The organism is Bacillus nakamurai, assembly GCF_001584325.1.
Taxonomy (GTDB): Bacteria; Bacillota; Bacilli; order Bacillales; family Bacillaceae; genus Bacillus; species Bacillus nakamurai.
This window is the reverse complement of the sequence record NZ_LSAZ01000015.1, coordinates 72,335-96,684: the sequence shown is the minus strand read 5'-3', so window position 1 is coordinate 96,684 and position 24,350 is coordinate 72,335. Positions and strand designations below refer to the sequence as shown.

At 46.3% G+C, this 24,350-nt stretch carries 27 protein-coding genes and 2 pseudogenes; 22 read left to right on the top strand and 7 right to left on the bottom strand.

Annotated elements, in window-relative coordinates:
* Positions 1 to 11: 11 nt before the first annotated feature.
* The 4 genes and pseudogenes from AXI59_RS09065 (at position 12) to AXI59_RS20860 (ending at position 2,742) form a co-directional block, all read left to right on the top strand.
* Positions 12 to 578 carry an isochorismatase family protein gene (locus AXI59_RS09065; protein ID WP_061527999.1) on the top strand — a complete coding sequence of 189 codons (567 nt, stop codon included), beginning with the start codon at positions 12 to 14 and terminating at the stop codon, positions 576 to 578.
* Entirely contained in the window at positions 575 to 1,939 is a 1,365-nt protein-coding gene (locus AXI59_RS09060) for an MFS transporter (protein WP_061522568.1), read from the top strand. Before AXI59_RS09065 ends, AXI59_RS09060 begins: the two co-directional genes overlap by 4 nt.
* A 171-nt stretch (positions 1,940 to 2,110) precedes the next feature.
* Positions 2,111 to 2,510: pseudogene (locus AXI59_RS20865) on the top strand (cytosine permease); the annotation flags it as partial.
* Positions 2,398 to 2,742: a cytosine permease gene (locus AXI59_RS20860; protein WP_420806842.1), complete on the top strand. Its 345-nt coding sequence runs from the start codon at positions 2,398 to 2,400 to the stop codon at positions 2,740 to 2,742. The pseudogene AXI59_RS20865 and the gene AXI59_RS20860, both read left to right, overlap by 113 nt.
* A 36-nt stretch (positions 2,743 to 2,778) precedes the next feature.
* Here the strand turns inward: AXI59_RS20860 and AXI59_RS09045 are convergent, their stop codons facing one another.
* Together AXI59_RS09045 and AXI59_RS09040 are read right to left on the bottom strand one after the other, a co-directional pair.
* A complete protein-coding gene (locus AXI59_RS09045) occupies positions 2,779 to 3,975 on the bottom strand; it encodes an MFS transporter (protein ID WP_061528029.1) in 1,197 nt (398 codons plus the stop codon).
* Between the two features lie 20 nt (positions 3,976 to 3,995).
* Positions 3,996 to 4,412: a MarR family winged helix-turn-helix transcriptional regulator gene (locus AXI59_RS09040; RefSeq protein WP_061522569.1), complete on the bottom strand. Its 417-nt coding sequence runs from the start codon at positions 4,410 to 4,412 to the stop codon at positions 3,996 to 3,998.
* 350 nt (positions 4,413 to 4,762) lie between these two features.
* Between AXI59_RS09040 and spoIIID the strand changes: the two genes are divergently transcribed.
* From spoIIID to AXI59_RS09020, 4 genes are all read left to right on the top strand, one after another.
* Positions 4,763 to 5,044, top strand: coding sequence for a sporulation transcriptional regulator SpoIIID (gene spoIIID, locus AXI59_RS09035; RefSeq protein WP_003151236.1), 282 nt, complete (start codon positions 4,763 to 4,765; stop codon positions 5,042 to 5,044).
* A 179-nt stretch (positions 5,045 to 5,223) separates the two neighbouring features.
* Positions 5,224 to 6,225, top strand: a complete 1,002-nt coding sequence (gene mbl, locus AXI59_RS09030; protein WP_061527996.1) for a cell shape-determining protein Mbl — start codon at positions 5,224 to 5,226, stop codon at positions 6,223 to 6,225.
* A gap of 158 nt (positions 6,226 to 6,383) precedes the next feature.
* Positions 6,384 to 7,181: a flagellar hook-basal body protein gene (locus tag AXI59_RS09025; protein ID WP_061527995.1), complete on the top strand. Its 798-nt coding sequence runs from the start codon at positions 6,384 to 6,386 to the stop codon at positions 7,179 to 7,181.
* A gap of 24 nt (positions 7,182 to 7,205) precedes the next feature.
* On the top strand, positions 7,206 to 8,030 hold the full coding sequence (locus AXI59_RS09020; protein ID WP_061528028.1) for a flagellar hook-basal body protein: 825 nt from the start codon (positions 7,206 to 7,208) through the stop codon (positions 8,028 to 8,030).
* 18 nt (positions 8,031 to 8,048) lie between these two features.
* On the opposite strand, the gene AXI59_RS09015 is transcribed toward AXI59_RS09020, so the two are convergent.
* Positions 8,049 to 9,113 carry a response regulator aspartate phosphatase gene (locus tag AXI59_RS09015; protein WP_061527994.1) on the bottom strand — a complete coding sequence of 355 codons (1,065 nt, stop codon included), beginning with the start codon at positions 9,111 to 9,113 and terminating at the stop codon, positions 8,049 to 8,051.
* A 195-nt stretch (positions 9,114 to 9,308) separates the two neighbouring features.
* Between AXI59_RS09015 and fabZ the strand changes: the two genes are divergently transcribed.
* Both fabZ and mscL read left to right on the top strand, forming a co-directional pair.
* Positions 9,309 to 9,734, top strand: coding sequence for a 3-hydroxyacyl-ACP dehydratase FabZ (gene fabZ, locus AXI59_RS09010; protein ID WP_061527993.1), 426 nt, complete (start codon positions 9,309 to 9,311; stop codon positions 9,732 to 9,734).
* Between the two features lie 68 nt (positions 9,735 to 9,802).
* On the top strand, positions 9,803 to 10,204 hold the full coding sequence (mscL, locus tag AXI59_RS09005) for a large conductance mechanosensitive channel protein MscL (RefSeq protein ID WP_061527992.1): 402 nt from the start codon (positions 9,803 to 9,805) through the stop codon (positions 10,202 to 10,204).
* A 45-nt stretch (positions 10,205 to 10,249) separates the two neighbouring features.
* Here mscL and AXI59_RS09000 read toward each other — a convergent pair whose 3' ends face one another.
* Entirely contained in the window at positions 10,250 to 10,660 is a 411-nt protein-coding gene (locus AXI59_RS09000) for a YwpF-like family protein (RefSeq protein WP_061522575.1), read from the bottom strand.
* A 173-nt stretch (positions 10,661 to 10,833) separates the two neighbouring features.
* Here AXI59_RS09000 and AXI59_RS08995 point away from each other — a divergent pair, with 173 nt between their 5' ends.
* From AXI59_RS08995 to AXI59_RS08980, 4 genes are all read left to right on the top strand, one after another.
* On the top strand, positions 10,834 to 11,187 hold the full coding sequence (locus AXI59_RS08995; RefSeq protein WP_061522576.1) for a hypothetical protein: 354 nt from the start codon (positions 10,834 to 10,836) through the stop codon (positions 11,185 to 11,187).
* Positions 11,188 to 11,283: 96 nt separating this feature from the next.
* The gene (gene ssbB / locus AXI59_RS08990; RefSeq protein WP_061522577.1) at positions 11,284 to 11,625 is read left to right on the top strand and encodes a single-stranded DNA-binding protein SsbB; all 342 of its coding nucleotides are present in this window, start codon (positions 11,284 to 11,286) and stop codon (positions 11,623 to 11,625) included.
* 205 nt (positions 11,626 to 11,830) lie between these two features.
* Entirely contained in the window at positions 11,831 to 12,613 is a 783-nt protein-coding gene (locus tag AXI59_RS08985) for a DeoR/GlpR family DNA-binding transcription regulator (RefSeq protein WP_061527991.1), read from the top strand.
* Positions 12,610 to 13,467, top strand: a complete 858-nt coding sequence (locus tag AXI59_RS08980; RefSeq protein ID WP_061527990.1) for a Cof-type HAD-IIB family hydrolase — start codon at positions 12,610 to 12,612, stop codon at positions 13,465 to 13,467. The genes AXI59_RS08985 and AXI59_RS08980 overlap by 4 nt, the downstream gene beginning before the upstream one ends.
* 113 nt (positions 13,468 to 13,580) lie before the next feature.
* Here the strand turns inward: AXI59_RS08980 and AXI59_RS08975 are convergent, their stop codons facing one another.
* On the bottom strand, positions 13,581 to 16,355 hold the full coding sequence (locus AXI59_RS08975; RefSeq protein ID WP_061522580.1) for a DEAD/DEAH box helicase: 2,775 nt from the start codon (positions 16,353 to 16,355) through the stop codon (positions 13,581 to 13,583).
* On the bottom strand, positions 16,342 to 17,952 hold the full coding sequence (locus AXI59_RS08970) for an SWIM zinc finger family protein (protein ID WP_061527989.1): 1,611 nt from the start codon (positions 17,950 to 17,952) through the stop codon (positions 16,342 to 16,344). Before AXI59_RS08970 ends, AXI59_RS08975 begins: the two co-directional genes overlap by 14 nt.
* 204 nt (positions 17,953 to 18,156) lie before the next feature.
* Between AXI59_RS08970 and AXI59_RS19750 the strand changes: the two genes are divergently transcribed.
* The 6 genes and pseudogenes from AXI59_RS19750 to AXI59_RS08940 all read left to right on the top strand — a co-directional run bounded on the left by AXI59_RS19750 (position 18,157) and on the right by AXI59_RS08940 (position 23,114).
* Complete coding sequence (locus tag AXI59_RS19750) at positions 18,157 to 18,300, top strand: YwzD family small protein (protein ID WP_156476250.1); 144 nt, start codon at positions 18,157 to 18,159, stop codon at positions 18,298 to 18,300.
* A 239-nt stretch (positions 18,301 to 18,539) separates the two neighbouring features.
* Complete coding sequence (tkmA, locus tag AXI59_RS08960) at positions 18,540 to 19,286, top strand: protein-tyrosine kinase activator TkmA (RefSeq protein WP_061527987.1); 747 nt, start codon at positions 18,540 to 18,542, stop codon at positions 19,284 to 19,286.
* Positions 19,273 to 19,962, top strand: a complete 690-nt coding sequence (locus tag AXI59_RS08955) for a CpsD/CapB family tyrosine-protein kinase (protein ID WP_061527986.1) — start codon at positions 19,273 to 19,275, stop codon at positions 19,960 to 19,962. The genes tkmA and AXI59_RS08955 overlap by 14 nt, the downstream gene beginning before the upstream one ends.
* A 69-nt stretch (positions 19,963 to 20,031) precedes the next feature.
* A complete protein-coding gene (locus AXI59_RS08950; protein ID WP_061522584.1) occupies positions 20,032 to 20,796 on the top strand; it encodes a tyrosine-protein phosphatase in 765 nt (254 codons plus the stop codon).
* A gap of 227 nt (positions 20,797 to 21,023) precedes the next feature.
* Entirely contained in the window at positions 21,024 to 22,337 is a 1,314-nt protein-coding gene (locus AXI59_RS08945; protein ID WP_061528027.1) for a UDP-glucose dehydrogenase family protein, read from the top strand.
* A 97-nt stretch (positions 22,338 to 22,434) separates the two neighbouring features.
* Positions 22,435 to 23,114 (top strand): annotated as a pseudogene (locus tag AXI59_RS08940) (YwqG family protein).
* Here the strand turns inward: AXI59_RS08940 and AXI59_RS08935 are convergent.
* A complete protein-coding gene (locus AXI59_RS08935) occupies positions 23,111 to 23,362 on the bottom strand; it encodes a hypothetical protein (RefSeq protein ID WP_061522586.1) in 252 nt (83 codons plus the stop codon). The pseudogene AXI59_RS08940 and the gene AXI59_RS08935 sit on opposite strands and share 4 nt — an antisense overlap.
* A 287-nt stretch (positions 23,363 to 23,649) precedes the next feature.
* Here AXI59_RS08935 and AXI59_RS08930 point away from each other — a divergent pair, with 287 nt between their 5' ends.
* Both AXI59_RS08930 and AXI59_RS08925 read left to right on the top strand, forming a co-directional pair.
* On the top strand, positions 23,650 to 24,084 hold the full coding sequence (locus tag AXI59_RS08930; protein WP_061527985.1) for a DUF5082 family protein: 435 nt from the start codon (positions 23,650 to 23,652) through the stop codon (positions 24,082 to 24,084).
* Positions 24,084 to 24,344 carry a YwqI/YxiC family protein gene (locus AXI59_RS08925; protein ID WP_061522588.1) on the top strand — a complete coding sequence of 87 codons (261 nt, stop codon included), beginning with the start codon at positions 24,084 to 24,086 and terminating at the stop codon, positions 24,342 to 24,344. Before AXI59_RS08930 ends, AXI59_RS08925 begins: the two co-directional genes overlap by 1 nt.
* The last annotated feature ends 6 nt before the right edge of the window (positions 24,345 to 24,350 follow it).

Genomic DNA, 24,350 nt, shown 5'->3' with positions numbered 1-24,350 from the left:
GAGGAATTTTTATGACAACATCACTGAATCTTCAATTTGAAAAAACAGCTTTAGTCATTATTGATTTACAAAAAGGCATCGTGCCGATCGATAAGAGCGGCGCAGTTGTGCCGAATACGAAAAAATTAATTGATGTATTCCGGGAGAAAGGCGGATTCATCAGTTTTGTGAATGTGGCGTTTCATGACGGAGCGGACGCACTGAAGCCGCTGACGGATGAACCGGTGAAGAGCCTTACGGCGCCAGCGGCGGATTGGGCGGAGTTTGTGCCTGAAATCGGAGTGAAAGAGAATGATTATACGGTCACAAAACGGCAATGGGGCGCGTTTTTCGGAACGGATTTAGATTTGCAGCTTAGAAGACGCGGAATTGACACGATTGTATTATGCGGAATTGCGACAAACATTGGAGTGGAAAGCACGGCGCGAGAAGCTTTTCAGCTTGGGTATCATCAAATATTCGTCACTGACGCGATGGCTTCATTCAGTGAAGAGCAGCATGAGGCGGCGCTCAAGTTTATCTTCCCGAAAATCGGCAGAAACCGGACGACGGAAGAATTTATCGCGCAAACAAAATGACGATCTCTAAAAAAAGCCGCGTCCTCTTTCTGACGGCAGTGGCTTCCGGCACGATGCTGAACCCGTTGAATTCGTCCATGATTTCTCTTGCGCTGCACAGTATTCAGCATCAATTTCACTTGTCGTTCACAACGGTGTCCTGGCTGATTTCTTCATTTTACCTGGCGAGCGCGGTGGCACAGCCTGTAACCGGAAAACTCGGGGATATGCTCGGCAGGAAAAAGCTGTTTCTGTTCGGATTACTCCTTGTCGCTGTGTCAGCAGTCGGCGCGCCGTTTGCGCCGACCTTTATGACCCTGCTGATCATGAGGCTGTTTCAATCCATTGGGAGCAGTGCGATTTATCCGTCGGGCGTCGGGTTGATCCGTTCAAACATTCGGGAGCGGCAGGCATCGGCATTAGCGGTTCTGTCCATCTTTGCGTCTGCCATGACGGCGCTTGGCCCGACCCTCGGCGGCTTTCTGATCGTGTGGGGAGGGTGGCCGGCGATCTTTTTCGTCAATCTGCCGTTTATCATTCTCAGCTTTTTTCTCGGCATGTATATGTTCCCGAAAGATGAAAAACGCAAGACCGGCGGAATGAAAGCGATTCTCCGCGAGCTGGATACGGCGGGCATTCTGCTGTTTGCCGGCGCGATTATACTTCTCCTGTCTTTTTTGCTGTCCTTCAGTACCAAACCTCATTATATAGAGGGTGTATTCGGGATCTTGTTTATCGGGCTGTTTATCTGGCGTGAGTTAAAGACGGAAAAGCCGTTTATCGATGTCAGGCTGTTTAAAACGCATCGAAAGCTCTCGTCGGTGTACATTCAGTTTATTTTGCTGAATATCTTTTTTTACTGTATCTTTTTCGGACTTCCGAGTTATTTTCAGGATGAAATGCATTTGTCGGTTCAGACAAGCGGTTTAATTATGCTGTTTATGTCAGGCATGAGTATTGTGGTATCGCCTCTGACGGGGAAGTGGATTGATAAGAAGGGGCTCCTTCAGCCGATTGTCGCCGGAACGTGTCTGACAGCTGCGGGAGCTGTTCTGTTAACTTTCTTTTTTCTTCAAGCGCCCATGATAGGAAAGGGGCTGATTCTGTCTGTATTAGGGGTCGGGTACGGCTTCGGAAACGTGACGTTTCAAGCGGCTATGCTGAAAACAAGCCCTTCTGATATGGTCGGGACAACGTCCGGTTTGTTTCAAACCTGCCGTTATTTAGGTTCGATTTTGTCATCTGTCATATTGGGCATCCTTTTTGGAAAAGAAATTACCGCAGGTCATTTTCATATGCTCGGCACAATCCTCATTATCGTCGGAGTCTTAAGCCTATTCATGGCATTCCGGTTTTCGGTATTGCTGAAAAAGGCATCATAAAACCTTTAAATTTTTACGAAAGAGGCGGACATGGTCTGTCTCTTTTTTTATATGTAATGTGTTCAAATTCAAAAACAAAGATTGTAGACAACGTCCAATGCCATTCGCTGAATTTTAAGTTATATTAGGTCACGTGAGACGTGAGGAATTCGTACATGAAGGAGGGGGAAGATGAAGAAGCCAAAGCAGGTTTACAGTCGGCTGAGCAATGAAGATTTGCTGCCATTAGATGACGAAAAACGGACGTGGAAAGCAGTGAATTTTGCGTCCATTTGGATGGGCTGCATTCATAACATCCCGACCTATGCGACGGTGGGCGGGCTGATTGCAATCGGCCTTTCACTATGGCAGGTTCTCGCCATTATTGTGACAGCTTCGCTCATTTTGTTCGGCGCTCTTGCCTTAAACGGGCATGCGGGCACGAAATACGGGCTTCCGTTCCCGGTGATTATCAGAGTATGGAATATACGGTGCAAACATTCCGGCGCTTCTCAGGGCATTTACGGCCATTATGTGGCTCGGCATTCAAACCTTTGCAGGAAGCACCGCTAGAGGACCTCTATTCAGAAACCGGACGGTACACTTATTACAAAGGCTACAACTACCGGGCGTTTGCCGCAACTTTGCTCGGCGCGTTTATTTCCTTAATCAGAATGTATGTGCCCGCGTTCAGCAGCCTTTACGACATTTCGTGGTTTGCGGGTGTGCTGGCGTCATCTCTGAGCTGCACGGCACTCATGTATGTCCATCCGCCTTATACGCAGGCATTGAAAGAAATGGTGAGGGACAGAGCCGCTGAATAAAAAGAAGCCGGGCGCAGCACCCGGCTTCTTGTCATGTCAGTCTGCAATTGAGACGTTTCCGTCCGCTTCGAGCGGCGCTCTTTTTTTCTGGCTCCAGCCATACAGCAGCAAAGCAATCAGAACGATCAGCCCCGCTGCCAGATAAATCGTATGGAATCCTGCGGAAGCGACGAAGAGGCCGAACACATAAGACCCGCCGGCAATTCCGCTGTCAAAGAAGGTGAAGAAAGTCGCCGTTGCAAAGCCTGAACGGTGGCCGGGCGAATTTTGAATCGCCAGCGTCTGCATACACGGCACAATCGATCCGTATCCAAGACCGATCACAGCTCCTGATAAGAGAAGCATAAAGGCGCTGTTTGTCATAGACAGCAGGCACAGGCCTGCGGAGAAAACGATAATCGACGGATAGATGACGATTCCCGGTCCGACCTTGTCAAACAGCTTCCCTGTGAAAGGACGGGCCGCCATCATCGTCACCGCGAAACAAACGAAGAAATAACCGCTGACATCCAATAGGTGGATCGTTTTTGCATAAACGGACAAATAAGACGTCACGCTTGAATAACAAAAAGAAATCGATAACCCGACAATCGCAATTTTCAACGCGCCTTTTTCAAACATGTCGGAGAATGAGAAACGGAACACAGTCGTTCCGCTGTCATTTTTGCCCGGAACCTTAATCATTAAAGCGATCAGCAAGCCTAAAGAAACAAAAACGGCAAAAATCGTAAAGAACACGGGGAACGAAATCACCTTAACAAGGCTTAAACCGAGAAACGGACCGATCGCCATGGCGAGGTTCATAGACATTGCAAAATATCCGAGCCCCTCTCCGCGCCGCTTGACGGGAATGATGTCGGCGGCAATCGCCCCTGTTACCGTCGTTAAAATGCTGAACCAGATGCCTTGGAAAAAGCGCAGTCCGAGAAGCAGATAAAAGTTGTGGATCGGCAAATACAGAAAAGAAGATAAGGCAAACACAGCCAGCGACACAATCGTCATTCTCTTTTTCCCGAACCGTTCGATAATCGCCCCGGAAAAAGGCCGGGTAATAATAGCGGATAATAGGAAAAGGCTGATCAAAAGCCCTCCTTGTGATTCGCTGCCGCCCAGCTCCTGAATCATATAAATAGGCAGCACGGCCAAAAACGTATAAAAGAACACAAATACAAATAAATTCACGAGTACGACCATAATAAAATCTTTGGTCCAAATCGAGTCAGATTTATTCAAAAGTACAGCACTTCCCTTTCTTAACATTTATTTAAAAACACATTCAGAAACTCAGAAAAAGCTTCCTTATCCCCGTCTTGGAAATCCGCAAGCATGTCTTTCTCAAACTTCAGCATCTCTTTATTGATGCCATCGTATTTTAATTCAGCTTCCTTAGTCAGGACGACGAGCTTCTCCCGCTTGTCTTCTCCTTGTTCCCGCTGAATCCAGCCGTTTTCTTCAAGGCGTTTGATCGTTCTTGTAACGGTCGGCGCCTCCACGTTTAAATAGGACCAGATCTCCTTTTGGGTCATCGGTCCGATCGTTTTTAAGCAATATAGAATCGACCATTGAGAAGAGTACAAGCCGAATGGCTCCAGCCGTTCATTGGCTTTTTTGGTAATCAGGCGGGCGCATTGATTGATTTGATGAATGAGGCGTCTGTTGACGTGGGTCATTTCCGTTCTCCTTCTAAAAAATTTACCTAAGTAACTAATTTCATTGTTTCATTCTACAGGAGGAGAACGGGGATGTAAAGACCATCGTAAGAAATGGATTTCGTCCCTTGAATAAACAGAAAATTGTGTTTCACCCCTTGTCCTCATTGAGTTTTTAGCATATTCCCAATTGAATGCTAATACACTGTTACAAACCTATCAAAGAGAGTGTTTGAGGTGAGGGATCGTGGGCATATTTCAAAAACCTACTTATATAATCCGACAACGAAGAAGCGACATCATCAGTGAATCTTTACAGAATACGGATCTCATTTCACACTTCTCACATCCAACTGGGGAGGTCGAGTGGTGTGCACGATTACATCAAAGAGCGAACAATCAAGATTGGAAAGTATATCGTGGAGACGAAAAAAACTGTTCGTGTCATTGCGAAGGAGTTTGGTGTTTCCAAAAGTACCGTACACAAGGATTTAACAGAGCGTTTGCCTGAAATCAATCCAGACCTGGCAAATGAAGTGAAAGAAATACTCGATTATCATAAATCCATTCGGCATTTAAGAGGGGGAGAGGCGACCAAATTAAAGTACAAAAAGGATGAAATTCTCGAAGGAGAACCCGTTCAGCAGCCGTAACGTCTGACGTCTTCCGTCCCGTTTTTATCTTCCCGGCATTTTTTCATGAATATCCGCAAAATTTTGTAAAGAACTTATAAGGAACAGGAGCTTTTTTTTGATAAATTATGATAATATATATAATTAGGGCACAATGTGGATATTTACTGTGAAACAGATGTCAAGGAGGATATAAATAGATGTTTGCAAGGGATATTGGAATTGACCTCGGTACTGCAAATGTACTGATCCATGTAAAAGGTAAAGGAATTGTTCTGAATGAGCCATCCGTTGTGGCGCTTGATAAAAACAGCGGAAAAGTGCTGGCTGTCGGCGAAGAAGCCAGACGAATGGTTGGACGTACCCCTGGGAATATTGTTGCGATTCGCCCGATGAAAGACGGAGTAATCGCAGATTTTGAAGTAACAGAAGCCATGCTGAAGCACTTCATTAACAAACTGAATGTAAAGGGCCTTTTCTCAAAACCGCGCATGCTGATCTGCTGCCCGACGAATATTACGTCCGTTGAGCAAAAAGCGATTAAAGAAGCAGCTGAAAAAAGCGGCGGAAAGCATGTGTACCTTGAAGAAGAACCGAAAGTTGCCGCTATCGGCGCGGGTATGGAAATATTTCAGCCAAGCGGTAACATGGTTGTAGACATAGGAGGCGGTACGACTGATATCGCAGTTATTTCAATGGGCGATATTGTCACCTCCTCTTCTATTAAAATGGCTGGGGACAAGTTTGACATGGAAATCTTAAATTATATCAAACGCGAGTACAAGCTGCTGATCGGCGAACGTACCGCTGAAGATATTAAGGTGAAGGTCGCAACGGTTTTCCCAGACGCACGTCATGAAGAAATCACCATTCGCGGCCGTGATATGGTATCCGGTCTGCCGAGAACGATTACGGTCAACAGTAAAGAAGTCGAGGAAGCCCTTCGTGAATCAGTCGCTGTCATTGTGCAGGCGGCCAAGCAAGTCCTTGAAAGAACACCGCCTGAGCTGTCCGCTGACATTATCGACCGCGGCGTCATTATTACCGGCGGCGGAGCGCTGTTAAACGGCCTTGACCAGCTGCTCGCTGAAGAACTGAGGGTTCCGGTGCTTGTCGCTGAAAACCCGATGGACTGTGTTGCGATCGGAACCGGTGTAATGCTTGATAACATGGATAAGCTTCCAAAACGCAAACTGAGCTGATCATAAAACCTCATTCTGAAAAAGAATGGGGTTTTTTTCTTAAAACCCTTCACGAACGGATAGGAAAAACCGATAATATAGTAAAATGCTGATCTTCATTATAGAACAAATGTTCCGATGAAACAACTGGAAAAAATGCTATTTTAGAGGTGGAAAACTTGTTAAAAGGATTATATACCGCAGCGTCCGCAATGATTACACAGCAAAGAAGAACGGAAATGCTGTCGAACAACATCGCCAACGCAAATACGTCAGGCTACAAGGAAGACCAAGGCTCTATCCGCGCTTTTCCCGAGATGCTGCTGAGCAGAATTGAAGGAGACAAAAAAACGAAGGTCGGTTCTGTCAACACGGGAGTATACATGCAGGAGCTGAAACCGCTGTTTACACAGGGCAGCCTGAAAACGACCGATCAGCCGACGGATATCGCGCTTGTGGAGAACCAGGTTCCGAAGAATGCAGAAACAAATGAAAACGCAGAGCTGTTTTACCCCGTGCAAACGGCGGGCGGCGTCCGTTATTCAAAAAGCAGCACGTTCTCATTAAATGATAACAATCAGCTTACGATTAACGGAAATCTTGTTTTATCAACAGCAGGACAGCCCATCACGGTCGATAACGAAAAGTTTGCCGTTTCAGAAAACGGGACGGTTACAACAAACGGACGTACGGCGGGACGGATTGACATCAGAATGGAAGAGGACGTGCGCAATCTGAAAAGGGACGGCAATGACTTATACAGCACGGCCGACGGCACTGATCTGCCGAGCGCGGCGGCAAATCCGCAAGTTTCCTATTCATTAAAACAAGGCGTTTCAGAGCTTTCCAATGTGGATGTAACAAGTACATATACAGACATGACGGAAGCGTACAGATCCTTTGAAGCCAATCAGAAAGTCATTCAGGCGTACGATAAAAGCATGGATAAAGCCGCTAATGAAATCGGGAAAGTGTAAGAAAATGGGGGACATTCAATTATGATGCTCAGATCAATGCTGACAGCTTCAACAGCCCTGAATCAGCTTCAGCAGCAGATGGATACAGTCAGCAGCAACCTTTCAAACAGTGATACGACAGGGTATAAAGCGAGGGATTCCCGCTTTTCCGAGCTTGTCAGACAGCAATTTGACCAGATAGATGACAAAAAAGAAAATTCGGCAAAAACACGGAAAACACCGCCGGGCCTGCGTCTCGGCGTCGGAGCGGCTATGACGGCCAGGATGGACTCTGGACAGGGAAGCATTAAAAAAACCGACCGTGACCTTGATATCGCGTTCACATCTCCTTATCAATATCTGCAGGCAGAGGCGGGCGGCCGTCGGGTATATACAAGAGACGGCTCGCTTTATTTAAAGCCGGCTGCCGGAAATGATCGTCTTCTTCAGCTTATGACTGCCGGCGGCAATCCCATCCTTGATGAGAATGGAAAGGCCATCCAAATTGACAGTTCATTGAACCAGGTGAAGATCAATAAAAACGGAACGCTGACGGCTTCTGACGGGAAAACGGGCGGCCGGTCACAGTCCTTTAATCTCGGTGTCGTCAACATCAACAATCCGCAGGAGCTTCATGCGGAAGGAGATAATCTGTTTTCTCTGAACGGCAATCAAGCCTCAGCGCTTGAAGAGCTTACCGGAGCGAACCGGCAGGCGATCAGCATTGAGCAGGGAGCCCTTGAAAATTCAAATGTCGATATGTCGAAAGAAATGACCGACTTAATTGTATCCCAGCGATCCTATCAGCTAAACAGCCGGACGATTACAATGGGAGATCAAATGCTTGGATTAATAAACTCAGTCAGATAAGAAGAAGGGGCGGTTTGATCAGCCGCGCATGATAAAAAATGCGGCTTTCTCAAAATCGCCCTTCTTTTTGTAGTATTCGGTAATATCCTCCAAAAGTACCTCTAAATCCACCCAAGCTTCAATTTTTTCCAGCTCAAGCACGAGCTTTTGCAATTTATCGTAAGGATCTTGCTTAGATGTGTAAAGCGTTTCAAGCGTGATCAGCTTCAGCTTCATGATCTTGCTTTGCACCTTTTCAGAAATATCTAACCCTTTTTGCAGCACGGCGTGCCCTTCATCAAATGAACCGGTTTTAAAAAATGATCTGACCGCTTCGTATACACAATGAAGATAGGAAACGGGTGATTCCTCTTCGAAGCGCTGATTTTTCAACACCTTTTTGTAGCAGCGGAGCGCCTCTTTATCTTTTTTTTCGGCGGTTTTCAAGAAACCATAATTATAATAGGCATGGCACAGCAGGTTATTGTCATTGATCTGGACCGTTTTTTTTATGGAATCATTGAAGAGCTGTTCTGCCTCTTCATAGCGCGCCTCGTCAATGTAATTTACGGCGAGCAGCAGCTGGCAGCTGAGGATTTTTTTGATGTAGCCGAATTGATTTTGGTAGATCTGCAAGGCTTTCGTGACATATTGAATAGAAAGCGGAGGTGACTTCATCATATAATAAGCGCCGGCGGTTTTATAATAAAATTCAGCGGCTTCAATCCGATCGTTAATGGCCGGCAGGTGCTGTTCAGCTTCCTTAAAGCGGCAAACCGCACGATTCGGAGCGGCATTCACCATGTCGAATAACCCTTTGAAAAAATAGAAATAATAAGTCAATTCATGATCCATCACATCTTTGTGCGCCTTCAGCTCACTGAAAAGCGCTTCGAGTCCGTCTTTTTTCTCAAACAGCAGCTGAAACCGCGAGAAAAACAGCCGGTACCTGATCCAGAGCTTTGTATTCTTTTTCATTTTGGGGAGATGCTGATTGATTTTTTCCTGATGGGAACAGGCAAGATCAAATTGGCGCCTACCCATGGCTGTATACCATTCATTCAGCATCGTCAGCAATCGTTTGTCAGTAAACTTAGCTATCATCTTCCAACCTCTTTGCATATGGTAAAAATCTTTATTTATCATAACACATTAATGGACGAGGCTCATTGCCAGCAGGTTACAGGTTCAGCCTCAGTTGAAAAAGAAATTGATTCATAATATACTTCCAAATGTACAGATTGGTTTACACGTATACCTTCTATACATACTATTGTCAATGAAGGAGATGTCAAGAGAATGCTTGATACTCAGCAAATTAAAGAAATAATTCCCCATCGCTACCCATTTCTGCTCGTAGACAGAATTACAGAAGTGGAAGAAGGCAAACGGGCGGCGGGATATAAAAACGTCACGGCAAATGAAGATTTTTTTAACGGCCATTTCCCTGAATATCCGGTCATGCCGGGCGTATTAATCGTTGAAGCTTTGGCTCAGGTCGGAGCGGTGACGATGCTGATAAAAGAAGAAAACCGGGGCAGACTGGCATTTTTTGCGGGAATTGATAACTGCCGTTTCAAAAAGCAGGTAAAGCCGGGTGACAAGCTTGAGCTTGAGGTTGACATCATTCGCGCCCGCGGTACGATCGGACGCGGAAAAGGCGTTGCTAAAGTTGACGGCGAAGTGGTTTGCGAAGCTGAATTAACCTTTGCGCTTGGTGAATAAGCAGGACTGAAAAACAAACAAATGGGCTTTTGAAAAGCCCATTTTGTGTGCAGAAAGGGGTAAATAGCATGTGGTCAGAATTTAAAAGCTTTGCGATGCGCGGAAATATCATGGATCTGGCAATCGGTGTCGTCATCGGCGGCGCTTTCGGCAAGATTGTCACATCGCTCGTTGAGGATATCATTATGCCGCTTGTCGGCTTGCTGCTTGGCGGCCTTGATTTTTCAGGGCTTGCGGTGACATTTGGCGAAGCCCAAATCAAATACGGAAGCTTCATTCAAACGATCGTCAACTTCTTCATTATTTCATTTTCTATTTTTATCGTGATTCGGACATTAGGCAAGCTGAGACGTAAAAAAGAAGCTGAAGAAGAAGCGAAGGAAGCCGAAGAAGCAGATCAGCAGACAGAGCTGCTAACCGAAATCAGAGATTTGCTTAAACAGCAGGCACATGACAACGAAAGAGGATAGGCGCAAAAAAAGGCTGGATGATCGACGTCCGGCCTTTTGCTGTCTCTACAATTTTTGTTTAAACGCTTCAATTAAGCGGCTGCCTGTGTAGCCCTCTTTCACGAGCGACTCCAAAATGCTTTCCGATCCCGGATGATTTCTCGAGACCATTTGACCGTAAATTAAGACTGAAATGCTTTTTTCCAGTTCGACGATGTTTTTTATGCTTCCCGTCAGCTGAGCGGGACGGTTGCTCTTTTTCGTAATGGTGACAAACACTTTCGCTTCTTTTTTGCTTTGCATCAGCTTTTGAAAAAACGAAAGGTGCTCGGCCGGGACAAGAGCTTCGATTAACCAGTGATTTTCACCGTCTTCTTTATTAATAATCAGTCCGTCTATAAGGGGAAACTGCTCAATCGGCTGACCATCTTTATCTAATCGTTCCACATTCAGATCAACCAGTTTAAAGGTTTTCATCTTTTATTTTCACCCCTGTTGTCCATGGATTTCGTTCATTTATTATAACACATATCATTTTTGCCGGAAAAATCCTGCAATACATGCCTCTTCTTCTTTTGTAGCTGATGCACATTTAATCATTTCTATTTTTTCATTATAATGTAACAGAATATTGTCATGGAGAGATGCTTATGAATCAATTGCGCCTGAAGGAAATCTATATAGAAGGGTACTCGCGCCGGGAACGCAATCAGCCTTACTTAATATGCAAAAAGGAAGATTGTGAGGTGCATCTTAACAGGAAGGGAAATGTCGTATTTTTATATGAAACAAAGGACCGCATGGAACAGTATAAAATTCAGCTTTCACTGCCTGAAAAAAAGCTGAGTTTTCACTGGTTCGCATGGGATGGCGGAAGGTTTGTCCGCATGTTTGAGAAGGACTGGTTCAGAACGAAATTATTCTCTCGATTTCTGAAAAATACATATTACATAGGCGGAAAAAAGCAAAAATTTTTTTTGTCAGAAAGGAAAACGAAAACATAAGAACGGCCCAAGCAGAAAACCCCATTTTCCGCTTTTTTCTTTTGGAAAGACATGTTCTACAATAGAGCCAGCCTCGAAAGGAGAGGAGGATACGGCTTGTTTAATCATGTAATGCTGGTCGGCCGGCTGACTAAAGATCCTGAGCTGCGTTTTACATCGGCCGGCACGGCTGTCGCCCATATTACATTGGCGGTAAGCCGCAGTTTTAAAAGCGCGTCAGGAGAAACCGAAGCAGACTTCGTCAACTGCACCCTCTGGAGAAAGACAGCTGAAAACACCGCGCTTTATTGCCAAAAAGGGTCAATAGTCGGCGTAAGCGGCAGAATCCAGACGAGAAGTTATGAAAAAACAGACGGCGTAAAAGTTTACGTGACTGAGGTAATGGCTGATACCGTTCGTTTTATGGATCAAAAACCAAGGGAGCCGCTCGCTGAATAACGTGCTTTTCCTCTCTTCTTCCCGCCTTAACGGCGGGCCCCGCAATACCCCCTCCCATTCGCCAGTCGAAAGACTGGTTTTTTAAAAGTTGCTAAAAAATGGTTATAAAGAAGCAATTTTGCTTATTATCACTTAATATGATTGATTCTTTTTATCAAAAAACTTATAATTACTTACAGATAAGTGAAGGAAAAGGAATGAGGATGTGTACCAAGAGGAAAGACTGATTGCCATTATGGATTATTTGAAACAGCATCAGCGAATTACGGCGGAACAAATTTGTTCGCTGCTCCGCATTTCAAGAGACACGGCAAGGCGGGATCTGGTGAAGCTGGAAGAGCGGCATGCTATTATCAGGACACGGGGCGGCGCCATTCTTCCGGCCAAGCATCAGGAAATACAAGGCTATTCAGGGCGGCTGAAAACCGTTTCTGAAGAAAAAAACAAAATCGGCAAGCTGGCCGCATCGTTAATCCATAAAGGCGACCGGATCATACTGGATACGTCGACAACCGTTCAGGCATGCGCCGAGCATTTAAATGTCACCGATTGTCTTGTTATTACAAATTCGATCAATCAAGCGGAAATCCTCTCTGCAAAAGAGGGAATAGATATTCATTTGCTCGGCGGGAAGCTGCAAAAGGAACACCGGTTTTTATACGGCGCTTCCGTCATAGAAAAATTGGGGGATTATCATGCCGATAAAGTGCTGATTGGCGTTGTCGGCATTTCAGAGAACGGACTTACCATTCCGCATGAAGAGGATGGCATGGTCAAGCGGAAAATGATTCGGCAGGCGAAACAGGTCATCGCTTTAAGCGATCATTCCAAGCTTGGCCGCACAAGTTTTTATCAATATGCATCATTAAGCGAGATTGACCTGCTGATTACGGATCGGCTGCCTGATCAGGATTTTTGTGATTTGCTCGACCGGCACGGCGTAGAATTGCTTGTAACTGATTCTGAAGAAGAGGATGAGGACATGTGAAACTGATTGCCATTGATTTGGACGGCACACTGCTGAACAGCAGGCACCAAGTAAGCACTGAAAACGAGCAGGCTTTAAAAGAAGCACAGCAGGCGGGAATCGAAATTGTCGTTTCAACCGGACGCGCCCATTTTGACGTATTATCCATCTTTGAACCGCTCGGAATGAAAACGTGGGTTATCAGCGTAAACGGGGCGGCCATCCATGCCCCTGACGGCAGCCTGTACCACTGTGAAACGATTCATCCGTCAAGAGCCCGCGATATTTTGTCCTGGCTCGAAAACGGGGAATATTATTATGAGGTATTTACGAATCAGGCCATCTATACGCCTGAAACAGGGCGTCAGCTGCTTGACATCGAGATTGACCGTGTGAAAAGCGCCAATCCTGAGCAAGATCTTTCCGTTTTGCAGCAGGCGGCAGAGGTGCAATACAGCCAGTCCGGTTTTGCTTACATTCAATCGTACCGGGAGCTGTTTGACACAAAAGAACATCTGGACTTCTACAATATACTTGGTTTTTCATTTGACGAAAAGAAGCTGAAAGCAGGATGGGACCGATTCCGGGATCAGGAGGACCTGACCCTGGTCAGTTCAGCAGACCATAATTTTGAGCTGTCCGCCCGAAACGCTTCTAAAGGACAGGCGCTCAAGCGGCTGGCAAAAAGGCTCGGCATTCCGATGGCAGAAACAGCAGCAGCCGGTGACAGCTTAAATGATTATTCAATGCTTCAAGCGGCCGGAAAAGGCGTGGCGATGGGGAACGCACGGGGAGATATTAAGGAAATCGCTGACGCCGTCACATTGACAAATGACCAAAACGGCATCGCGCATATGATAAAGAATTTACTGTAACAGATTTGACCATACTGTTCATGACTGGCGTGACGCATTCATGGCAAATGCGGCGTAACAGTAAGGACGTATAAAAGGCCGGCTCTCTTTAGGAGGGCCGGCCTTTTTTGTAATCAGTGTGACTGCGCCGAGGCGCTGAGTGTGAATAACTCTTCAAGCTCCTCGGATGAAAGCTCGGTAATCCAATTTTCACTTTGGATAATCTGGTCATTCAATGTTTGTTTCGTTTCGAGCATCAAATCGATTTTCTCTTCAATTGTCCCCGTCGTTATTAATTTATGAACGTGGACAAACCGCTCCTGACCGATTCTGTAGGCGCGGTCAGTTGCTTGATTTTCAACCGCTGGATTCCACCATCTGTCATAATGAATGACGTGATTGGCGGCCGTGAGATTCAGGCCGGTGCCGCCTGCTTTCAGTGACAGGATCAGTGTCGGGTATTCCTTCTTTTGAAAGCGTTCAACGAGAGAATCACGTTCCTGCTTGGAGAGGCTCCCGTTCAAAAACTGAACCGGTTCCCCGAATCTTTTTTCCAGAAGGCGTTTCATCATGTTGCCCATCTGGATGTACTGGGTGAAAATGAGGCAGCTTTCGCCCTGTTCCCGGATAGCTGCCATCAATTCAAGCAGCTTTTCCAGTTTTACTGATCTGCCCGCTAACAGTTCCGTCTGTTCTTCCTTTAAATAGAGGGCAGGATGGTCGCATATTTGCTTCAGCCGGCCGAGCATGCTTAAAATCAGTGCCTTCCGCTGCATGCCGGTTAAAGAAGCCATATGTTCAAACGTATCTTTGACAAGCTGTTCATAAAGCGACGCCTGTTCGGCAGACAGCGGAATGAATTCTTTTTCTTCTAGCTTGTCAGGGAGATTAAGCGCCACTTCTTCATCACGTTTTGTCCGCCGCAATAAAAACGGGCGGATTAACTGCTGCAGCTGCCCGATTCTTTTTTCGTCCCGGTCTTTTTCAATCGGGAGGACATAGCGTTTATGAAAGCCGGTCAGGCTGCCGAGATATCCTTTGTTCATAAAATCAAAAATCGACCAAAGCTCTGTCAGGCGGTTTTCCATCGGGGTTCCGCTTAGTGCGATATGATGGACGCCTCTCAGCTTTCTGATCGCGCGTGACTGTTTCGTGTGCGCGTTTTTAATATTTTGCGCTTCATCAAGGCAGATTGTGCTCCATGTCACGGAGGAAAGCTCCTCATGATCGGCATGCGACAAACCGTAAGACGTGAGCACGACATCCGCGTCTTCATAAGCTGCGGCAAACGTGTCCCCTCTCGGGCGGCGCGGCCCGTAATGCAGTGCGGCTTTCAGCTGCGGCGCAAAGGTCTGAAGCTCGCGCTGCCAGTTGCCGAGCACCGACGTCGGCGCAATGATCAAGGCCGGCGTTTTTTGCCGTCCGCTCTCCTTTACATGGAGAAAATAGGCGATCATTTGAATCGTCTTTCCGAGACCCATGTCATCGGCGAGGCAGGCGCCAAAGCCGTTTTCCCGTAAAAACAGGAGCCAGTTCATGCCGTATGTCTGATAAGGGCGGAGTTCACCTTGAAATGCCGGGCTGACTTCATGTTCAGGCAGGTCCGCCGCGTCCGACAATTTACGAATCAAGCTTCTGAGCTGCTTTGACAATTCAATTTGAATGCCGGCAAACGCTGACGAGTCAATGAATTCCGTGTCCTCGCCGCCATCTTCATTCTGATCCATCAGCTCACGCGCCAATACATCGGACATATGAAGGCCTTCTGATTCCGCTTTTTCCATCAGCTTTTTCATTTGTTTAATGAATTGCGGATCAATTTTCACCCACTGTCCGCGTATGTTGACAAGCCGTCTGTTGCTTGCGACAAGCTCATTAAACTCATCTTCTGTCAGTTCAATGCCGTTTGTGGCGAACCGCCAGTTGAAATCAAGCAGCGCGTTCATGCCGACGAAAGACTCGCCCCGCGGCGCGGAAGACACTTTCGCTTTTAGCATCATATTACTGTCTCTGACAATCTGCCACCACGATGGAAGGAGAATCTCCACACCCATGTCGACAAGCGTCTCACTCGCTTCTGATAAGAAAATCCACGCTTCTTCCTCAGAAATAAGGGTCGTTCCTGAATCAAACGAAAGCCAGGGGACCGTTCTGTGAAAACGGTCCTGTTCGCGCGCGATTTTGCCGCTGTACGCCTGCCACGATTTTTTCAGCCCATGCAATCCGTCGAAAAAGGTGATGCTGCCGCTTTTTTTATCACGTAAAAATATTTCGATTTTCCAGTTGTCACCGTCAAAATCAGGCTCGTTTAACCGAAGCCCGACGGTAAACGGGGTCAGGTCGTCATGCCAGCCGATCCCCTCCAGAAAATCATCCTCATCCAAAAAGGACCCTCTGAACGTATGAACCGCCGGCGACCGGGTTTCGATATGCTGCCATTTTTCCCGGAGGTCATCTTGATACTGAATGTAGTCCTGAACGGCGGCGGAAAACCAATCTGCCGTAAAACCTTCCAAAAGCAGCTCGCGATCCTTCCAGCGCAAAACTCCATTTTTCCATGCTTCAAAATCCGGCAGAAAATCGCCGTCCGCGATAAATTCATATATGGTGGAAGCCGCTTCGATCAATGGCTCCGTTTCTTTTGTCAGCTGTACGGTGCTGAATGAGTTGAACGAGTTTTTGCCGAGCAGCTCGACCGTCATCCACGGACTGAGCAAAACAGCGGGGGTGCCGATAAAGCTGACGTCTTCAAGAAACGTTCCGTAAAATGTAGACTCATGCCACTGGAATAAATGGGTCTTCATTTGGCTGAGAGTAAGCGGCTGTTCATTTTCATCATAACTTGACAGCGTAAATGTCCAATCTTCCATTTGTTCAACATGAATGAAAATTTCCTTAAGACTCGCCATCAATCAACTTTCCTTTCTGCAATTCTTCTTGAAGGGCGCGGAGCCGTTTGTAGCTGCCGCTCAGCTGGTTGATATACCGCTCCCATACCTGCTGTTTTTTTGCCTTTTTATATAAAGTCCGCAGTTTTTTCAAATGGCGGGCAGCCTCTTTGTAAGCATTACGGTTTTTTTGGTCGATAAAAAAGGCGGCCGCTCTGTGATAGGAGGGGATGAGAGCTTCCGGATCGTTTGCGGCAATCTCCTTAAGAATGTCCTTTTCAATTTCCCATACGGAAAAGCCGACGAGGCTGTGAATCTCAACCCACTCCGCATACCGCCGTTTTTCGTACAAGTACTGGCTGTATTCTGTAAACGAGTAAGGAAGGCAGCCTGAAGCAAATCGTTCAAACAGCGAATCATCATGAGAATGCTTGGCATAGTCTGACAGCATGACAAACAGCTCGCCAATACAATCGCGCATTTCTTTAAACGGTTTATCAAGCCTCGTATAACTCACCGCAAGGGGTTCGATATGTCCGTACCATGTTTTCAGCCGCTTCCAGTCTTTTTTCGCGCCAAGCTCACTCAGCCATTGAAACGTATATGGCAGCGCGTCAGGAGGGAAGCGGGTGATTTCTGCAAACACCGTTTCATCGTCTTTTTGTAAAAACGCCAAATGAAGCCGTCCGAATCGCACTTCAGGTGAAAAGCGGCGTCCGGCTTCTTTGGCGAGGATTTCCTGTTCGCGCGCCACCCATTTCGGCCGGTTAAGAAGTGCGCTCCAAATTTCACCGAATACCCGGAGGCGTTCATATTGAAAGTAATCTTCCTTAAACAGCAGCTTGCGCAATACCGGGGGTGTCCGATCCAAAAAGGGATCAAGCGAAAAAGACAGGGCGTACGTTTTCAGCCTGTCAATGGAAGTGTAAATCGTATCCATCAGCTGCTCCACGTACGGATTCATGCTGTAGAAATCTTTCTCGGCATCCAATTTGCCTGACTCCATCAGCCTGAACATGTGAAGCCAGACGGCAAGCGCCGAATGTATTTGATATAAGCTTTTCAGCTCGGGTTTTTTCGGGGCGTGTTTTTTGAGCGCTGACAGGTAGCCGTAATAAAGCCCTTGCATCGTTTGGCTTCCGGCCGGCGTCCGCGCCTCCCACAGCGAGTATTCGGAATCGAAAAAAGCCAGCCAGCTTGACAGCGTCTCTTCATTAGGCAGCACCTTTTCCTGAAACTGCCGGCGGACAAGCTCCTTGCTTTCCTCAAGCTTTTCTCTCTCCAGCCAATGCTCCGTAAAAGAACCGACCCGTTCAAACAATGCATATACATATAAAAAAGCGGCCAGCACGTGGCGGCAGATCGTGTCAGACGGGCATGAACAGCCGCTTTTCACGATAAGAAACAAGTTCAGCGTGACCCGCACAGGCACAACGTCCTGCACATAAGCAGAAACCTCTGTCGGGGCTGCTGCCTGTAAACGATAGACGGAATCCTGCCGATATAAAATGAGTGCCTTTTTAATCAGCTGAACATTTTCTTCGTTGTAAGGGAGAAGTTCCTTCAGCTGTTCAGCCGCAGCCAGCACATCTTCTTTAGAAATCATATCCTGAAGCATGATTATCGCTCCTAACCGAGTCACAAAATAAAAAGATTCCAATTCCTCTATTATATCGCAACACAGGGCCGGGAAAAAGTTTTTCCTGAAAAAGGACATAAAAACCCGGATGTGTCGAATGATGTATTAGAGATTGCAAAACAGCATCCGACAGCATATAATAATCTTGTTTTCAATTTAATGGAAGCCGAAAGGAAACGAATGATGAAGAACACGAAGTTAAATCAAGAGGAGTTTCTGAAGATTTTAATGCATGCGCACGACATCGGTGAGCAGTCATCTGAGATGACCACAAAAGAAATGCTTGAGAATCTGATTTCTCATATTAAAAATGGATATGCAACATAAAGGTCCCGTGAGCTTAAGCTTCGGGATTTTTTTATTGGAAGAATTCAAGGTCTTATGATATCGGTGTCTAAAGCGCTTATAAAAATAGTCCGAATAGAACCAATTGTCTTTATTTGTCGAATATTGTCATTTGAAAAGGTTAGAAATGGCGGTTCAAAGCTGTATAATCGTAATTGGAAAAAAGTTAATTGGAGGGAATAGGAATACATCTCAATGTATCAAGCTGATATGGAGGTTATATGGGAGAATCTAAAAGCTTAAAGGAAATCGTCTCAGTACTGCGAAAGCGTCTGCTGTTTATACTTATCATAACCGCAGCGGCTGTTGCCGCAGGCGGATTCATCAGTTTCTTCGCTCTTACGCCAGTCTATGAAAACTCAACCCAAATATTGGTCAACCAATCAAAAAACAATCAGAAAGAAGTCCAATTTAATGACGTTCAAACAAACCTCCAATTAATCAACACGTATAATGTCATCATTAAAAGCCCGGTCATTCTTGATGAGGTTATCAAAAAGATGAATCTTTCGATGACTTCAAAAGAGCTGGATTCTAAAATCACGGTATCCAGCGAGCAGGATTCCCAAGTCGTGACAATCGCGGTGCGGGATACGGACGCCAAACGGGCCGCCGATATGGCAAATACGGTTGCTTCAGTCTTTCAGCACAAGATCACATCCATCATGAATGTGGACAATGTCAGCATTCTTTCAAAAGCGGAAGTGTCGGACAGCCCGTCACCTGTGGAGCCTAAACGCAACGTGAATATCATGATTGCGTTTGCCATTGGACTGCTGGGAGGGGTCGGCCTTGCCTTTTTACTGGACTATTTGGACAATTCGATCAAATCGGAGGAGCAGCTGGAATCACTGCTGGACATCCCCATTTTGGGAACGGTTACTTCAATCAGCACCAAAGAAAACCCGGCCAAGAGCCTGAAAGGGACTGAATCAAAACACGCGGGGAGTGGACATGTTGATGCGTAGAAAAAATAAGCTTAACAAACGCAGCGTGATCACGATGTCAGAGCCAAAGTCGATCAATTCAGAGCAATATCGAACCATTCGCACGAATATCGAGTTTTCTTCAATCGACACAGAAGTGAAATCGCTCATCATCACATCGGCAGGGCCGGAAGAAGGAAAATCAACAACGGCCGCTAATCTCGCCGTCGTATTTGCACAGCAGGGAAAAAAAGTGCTCTTAGTTGATGCGGATTTACGGAAACCGACTGTGCACTTCACTTTTAAACTGGACAACGGAATCGGCTTAACGTCGCTATTGTTAAAACAAATGCCGTTTAAGGAAGCCGTTCTGCCGTCCGGCGAAGCCAATCTCGATATATTAACGAGCGGCCCGATTCCGCCAAACCCGGCGGAGCTTTTATCAACAAAGACAATGAAAGCTGTGCTCGCTGAAGCCCGAGCCATTTACGATAAAGTGATTGTAGACACGCCGCCCGTGCTGGCCGCAGCCGATACGAAAATTTTAGGCAGCTATACAGACGGTTCTATCATGGTGATTTCAAGCGGAAAAACCGACAAAGAAAAAGCAGCAAAGGCAAAAGAAGCCCTTGTTTCATGCCGAAGCAAGCTTATCGGGGCAGTCATGAACGGAAAGAAACAAACGAAACACTCGGACTGCGCCTATTATGGTCATTGATGCCGATAATGGGGGCGGTCCGTTATTTTTAACAGCAAAACCGGTCTGAAAGATTGGAGGGATTGAAGTTTGATTGATATCCATTGTCACATCCTTCCTTCAATAGACGATGGCGCGGCAGATGATTCAGAAAGCTTGGAGATGGCAAGAGAGGCCGTCAGACAAGGGATCAATACGATCATCGCGACACCGCACCACACCAAAGGCAGGTATGACACTGACCGGAATACGGTCAGAGAAGCGGTCAGAAGGTTAAACAAACGTTTGAATAATGAAGGTATTGCGCTGACTGTTCTTCCCGGCCAGGAAATCAGAATAGGCGGAGAAATGCTTCGTGATCTTCAAAGAGGCGCACTGGTTCCTTTGCATGAGACGAAATATGTTTTGGCGGAGTTTCCGGCAGATCACGTCCCGGCCTATGCCGAAAGGCTTTTTTATGAGCTGCAGCTGAACGGTTATGTTCCTGTCATCGCCCACCCGGAACGAAACAAAGAAATCCGTGAAAATCCGTCCGTATTGTACAGTCTTGTGAAAAAAGGCGCGGCCGCCCAAGTGACGGCGGGCTGCGTTGCCGGAGCATTCGGGAGAAAGGCGAAATCCTTTTCGCTTCAGCTTATCGAGTCCAATTTGATTCATTTTATGGCATCGGATGCTCATAATCTCGGGACGAGGAATTTTTGTTATCAGGAAGCGCTCGGCGTTCTGGAAAAAGAGGCGGGAACCGAGCCGATTTACATGTTTGCGGAAAATGCGGCGCTTCTGCTGCAGAACAAAGCCATCTATAAAGAACCTCCGCTGCCCGCAGCACGGCGTAAGCGCTGGGGCCTTTTTTAATAAAAAACAAATATCGGCTGGTTTCCCCGGCATATATGCATGACGGCGTCTGTTTCCAAAGCGGGAGCGGCTGTTTTGCAAGATCATCTCTTTATGCTTATGCTATTATCAGCGGCCGAAGCTGTTCTTACTTCATATGGCTGTCCGGCATTCAACAGAAGCCGGGTTCATATGATAATAACGGTAAAGCTGCCGAGCAGCAATTTCTTAACGGTTGGGGGAACACGATGAAGATAACAGTGATCGGAACAGGCTACGTCGGTCTTGTGACAGGAGTGTCTCTTTCAGAAATCGGCCATTACGTGACATGCATAGATATTGACGAACGTAAAGTTGAGCAAATGAGAAAGGGAATATCGCCTATCTTTGAACCGGGCCTTGAAGATATGATGATAAAAAATATCAGACAAAGGCGGCTGGCCTTTGAAACCAGTTATGAAAAAGGGCTTGCGGAAGCCGAGGTCATTTTTATAGCGGTCGGCACGCCGCAGAAGGAAGACGGACACGCCAACCTCACTTATATAGAAAATGTCGCCGAACAGATTGCTGAACATATAGAGAAAAATGCAATCGTGGTGACAAAAAGCACAGTGCCCGTAGGAACGAATGACAAAATCGGCGAAATCATTCATTCACGCCTCAAAGCGGATGTGAACATCTCCATTGCCTCAAATCCAGAATTTCTGCGTGAAGGTTCTGCGATTCACGATACCTTTCACGGCGACCGTATTGTGATCGGGACTGAAGACCTTCAAACGAGAGAAACACTCGAACGGGTTTTCGCGCCGTTTGATATCCCGATTTATCATACAGATATCAGAAGCGCCGAAATGATCAAATACGCGTCAAACGCCTTTTTAGCGGCAAAAATCAGTTTCATCAATGAAATTTCTCATATATGTGAAAAGGTCGGAGCTGATGTTGAGTCAGTCGCTCACGGTATGGGGCTGGATAAACGGATCGGAAACCAATTTTTAAAAGCCGGGATCGGCTACGGCGGGTCATGCTTTCCGAAAGACACAAACGCCCTCGTGCAAATTGCCGGACATGTGGCGCATGATTTTGAGCTGTTGAAGTCGGTCATTAAAGTGAACAATTACCAGCAGTCTATGCTGGTCGATAAAGTGCTGAACAGGCTCGGCGGCGTAACGGGGAAGACCATTGCCTTATTAGGGCTGTCTTTTAAACCGAACACGGATGACATGCGTGATGCGCCGTCTATCGTCATTGCAAATCGCCTGGCCGCCCTTGATGCCCGTATGAAAGCGTATGATCCGATTGCTTCAGGGCGAGCTTCCCAATTTCTTCCTGATGCGGTCGAATATCACGAATCCATTGAAGACGCGGTCAGAGGGGCGGATGCGGTTATGATTTTGACGGACTGGGAAGATATTAAACATTTTCCGTTAGCGGCCTATCAAACGCTGATGGCCGAACCGATTATTTTCGACGGAAGAAACTGCCACTCCTTAAAAGAAGCAGAGCAAGCGGGTGTGGAATATGTCTCAATTGGAAGAAGAGCCGTCATTCCTGCCACATAATTGTACATTCGAAAGACCGGCCGCCCGCGCCGGTCTTTTGATAAGCGTAAACGGAGGGTGATACATAATGGGAATATCATTTCAATTACCTGAGCAAATGGAAGCAAGCCGCCAGACGCTGGAGAAATCAGCGAGGCCGTTAAACATGAACCATATCCGGCAGACGAGAGCGGCAAACCGATGAAATTGCTTGCCCAACTCAATTTTGCAGAAATGCCTGAGCTTCCTGATTTCCCGGCTTCCGGTATTCTTCAGTTTTACATATCAGTCAGTGATGACGTCTGCGGTCTGAACTTTGACGACCAATGCGCGCAAACGGGCTTTTGTATCAAATACTTTGAACATGTGACGGAAGATAATGCTGAACTCGTTGATGATTTTTCGTTTGTTCAGGTTGAGGAAGATGATTTTCCGATTCAATCTGAGGCTGCGATCACTCCGGAATTGTCCGTTGAATGGGTGCTGCCGTCTGACTTCCAATTCGAGCAATATGCCGGGATGGAAGCCTTTGAATACTTCGAGCAGTTTGATGACGAAGTGTATGACGAATATACGGCAAACGGCTTCGGCCATAAAATCGGCGGATATGCTTCCTTTACACAAGAAGATCCCCGGTATGACTATCAAGACCATACGATCCTGCTTTTGCAAATTGATTCAGACGATGACATCGGCTCTATGTGGGGGGACACGGGAATCGCGAATTTCTTTATCACACCAGATGATTTGAAGAAAAAAGACTTCTCAAACGTTTTATACAACTGGGACTGCACTTAATGCTTCACCCAGTAGGTCATGGCTCCAGACAGCAGTGTCAGTAAAGGAAACAAAACAAGCCAAATGACAAAATCAAGCCCGAAAGTCTCAAAATACAGCATAAACACAAGCAATGATAACAAGACGGCGGACGGCATGAGCCACAAAGCACGTTTTTTAAAAATCAGCGTACCGATGATTCCGAAAATAAAAACGGACAGAAAAGGATACACAACGAAAAACCACATCATAGGGCTGATAAACTTCATGGTTTTGCACCTCGTTTCAAAACATATCTATCATGATAGGAGACAGTAAAATTCTGTCTCTTTTTTCAGGCCGTTTGTCACAGGCCGGTTATGATTAAAAACCGCTTGCCGGAATAAATGATTTGTATGTCTTTTGGCATTATATCCGAACATGCCGCCTGGAGAAAATAAGTCGTTTAACCTATTTAAGCCATCTTCTGTCTATTTTAAAATATAATATATGGAAATATAGTATGGAAAAGTCTGTGCTTTTCGTACGACTTTTTGAGTAAGACGAGGTGAAAAAAATGAGCCATTCAAGCACATTAAGCCATATTAACAGCACAATCAGCCATAAACTGGGCGAGATCGAACACCAAATTGATAAATTAGAAGAAGCGAAGAAACATATAGAATCACTGCAGGAGGAGGGCATGTCTGAAATCAAAGACATCCTCAGGCCCCATCTGGATCATCATTGGACCGGTAAATTCGCCGAAGAATTTGATGACCGGCGCGATCAGGCCCACACACAAGCATACAGAATCGTCGGAGACAAGTACGACGGTTATGTGTACCGAATCGGCTTAAAGATGACACAGCTTGAAATTGAAAAAGGAGGCCTCCTTGCCGCCAGAAGCATCGCGAGAGAGGCAGAGCACATGCTGACACTCGGAGAAGAAGCCATTGACGCAGTAGGAGAAAAAATACAATCAATTAAAAGAAGCTGGAGTTGGTTTTAATGGCAGAAATAAAGCTGAAATACAGCGCGGTCATCAAGCAGCTTGAAGCGGTCAGCCGCGCTTTGGAGGCCGTTTCCATCGCAGGTCCCGGGCCGAACGGAAAAAACAAGCTCGACTATACCTCGAAGTTTCATTCGCGCGAGGCAAAGCTGCATTCGATGATCGGCGAATATAAACAAGCCGTTCATAAAAACATTGCGGACGTAAAAGACAACGTGGATTCATTGAAAGAACAAGACGAGGCGATAGCCGTAAAATAGCTATAG

What these genes read in the sequence shown, in the direction of transcription:
- mscL (WP_061527992.1), top strand. Translation starts at nt 9,803, where the DNA reads ATGTGGTCAGAATTTAAAAGCTTTGCGATGCGCGGAAATATCATGGAT.
- AXI59_RS08935 (WP_061522586.1), bottom strand. Translation starts at nt 23,362, where the DNA reads ATGAAGTTTATCAGCCCTATGATGTGGTTTTTCGTTGTGTATCCTTTT.
- AXI59_RS09040 (WP_061522569.1), bottom strand. Translation starts at nt 4,412, where the DNA reads ATGACCCACGTCAACAGACGCCTCATTCATCAAATCAATCAATGCGCC.
- AXI59_RS09060 (WP_061522568.1), top strand. Translation starts at nt 575, where the DNA reads ATGACGATCTCTAAAAAAAGCCGCGTCCTCTTTCTGACGGCAGTGGCT.
- AXI59_RS08955 (WP_061527986.1), top strand. Translation starts at nt 19,273, where the DNA reads ATGTTGATGCGTAGAAAAAATAAGCTTAACAAACGCAGCGTGATCACG.
- mbl (WP_061527996.1), top strand. Translation starts at nt 5,224, where the DNA reads ATGTTTGCAAGGGATATTGGAATTGACCTCGGTACTGCAAATGTACTG.
- AXI59_RS09065 (WP_061527999.1), top strand. Translation starts at nt 12, where the DNA reads ATGACAACATCACTGAATCTTCAATTTGAAAAAACAGCTTTAGTCATT.
- AXI59_RS08970 (WP_061527989.1), bottom strand. Translation starts at nt 17,952, where the DNA reads ATGCTTCAGGATATGATTTCTAAAGAAGATGTGCTGGCTGCGGCTGAA.
- AXI59_RS08925 (WP_061522588.1), top strand. Translation starts at nt 24,084, where the DNA reads ATGGCAGAAATAAAGCTGAAATACAGCGCGGTCATCAAGCAGCTTGAA.
- AXI59_RS08945 (WP_061528027.1), top strand. Translation starts at nt 21,024, where the DNA reads ATGAAGATAACAGTGATCGGAACAGGCTACGTCGGTCTTGTGACAGGA.
- AXI59_RS20860 (WP_420806842.1), top strand. Translation starts at nt 2,398, where the DNA reads ATGGAATATACGGTGCAAACATTCCGGCGCTTCTCAGGGCATTTACGG.
- AXI59_RS08975 (WP_061522580.1), bottom strand. Translation starts at nt 16,355, where the DNA reads ATGGCGAGTCTTAAGGAAATTTTCATTCATGTTGAACAAATGGAAGAT.
- tkmA (WP_061527987.1), top strand. Translation starts at nt 18,540, where the DNA reads ATGGGAGAATCTAAAAGCTTAAAGGAAATCGTCTCAGTACTGCGAAAG.
- AXI59_RS08930 (WP_061527985.1), top strand. Translation starts at nt 23,650, where the DNA reads ATGAGCCATTCAAGCACATTAAGCCATATTAACAGCACAATCAGCCAT.
- AXI59_RS19750 (WP_156476250.1), top strand. Translation starts at nt 18,157, where the DNA reads ATGAAGAACACGAAGTTAAATCAAGAGGAGTTTCTGAAGATTTTAATG.
- fabZ (WP_061527993.1), top strand. Translation starts at nt 9,309, where the DNA reads ATGCTTGATACTCAGCAAATTAAAGAAATAATTCCCCATCGCTACCCA.
- AXI59_RS09000 (WP_061522575.1), bottom strand. Translation starts at nt 10,660, where the DNA reads ATGAAAACCTTTAAACTGGTTGATCTGAATGTGGAACGATTAGATAAA.
- AXI59_RS09020 (WP_061528028.1), top strand. Translation starts at nt 7,206, where the DNA reads ATGCTCAGATCAATGCTGACAGCTTCAACAGCCCTGAATCAGCTTCAG.
- AXI59_RS08995 (WP_061522576.1), top strand. Translation starts at nt 10,834, where the DNA reads ATGAATCAATTGCGCCTGAAGGAAATCTATATAGAAGGGTACTCGCGC.
- AXI59_RS09015 (WP_061527994.1), bottom strand. Translation starts at nt 9,113, where the DNA reads ATGATAGCTAAGTTTACTGACAAACGATTGCTGACGATGCTGAATGAA.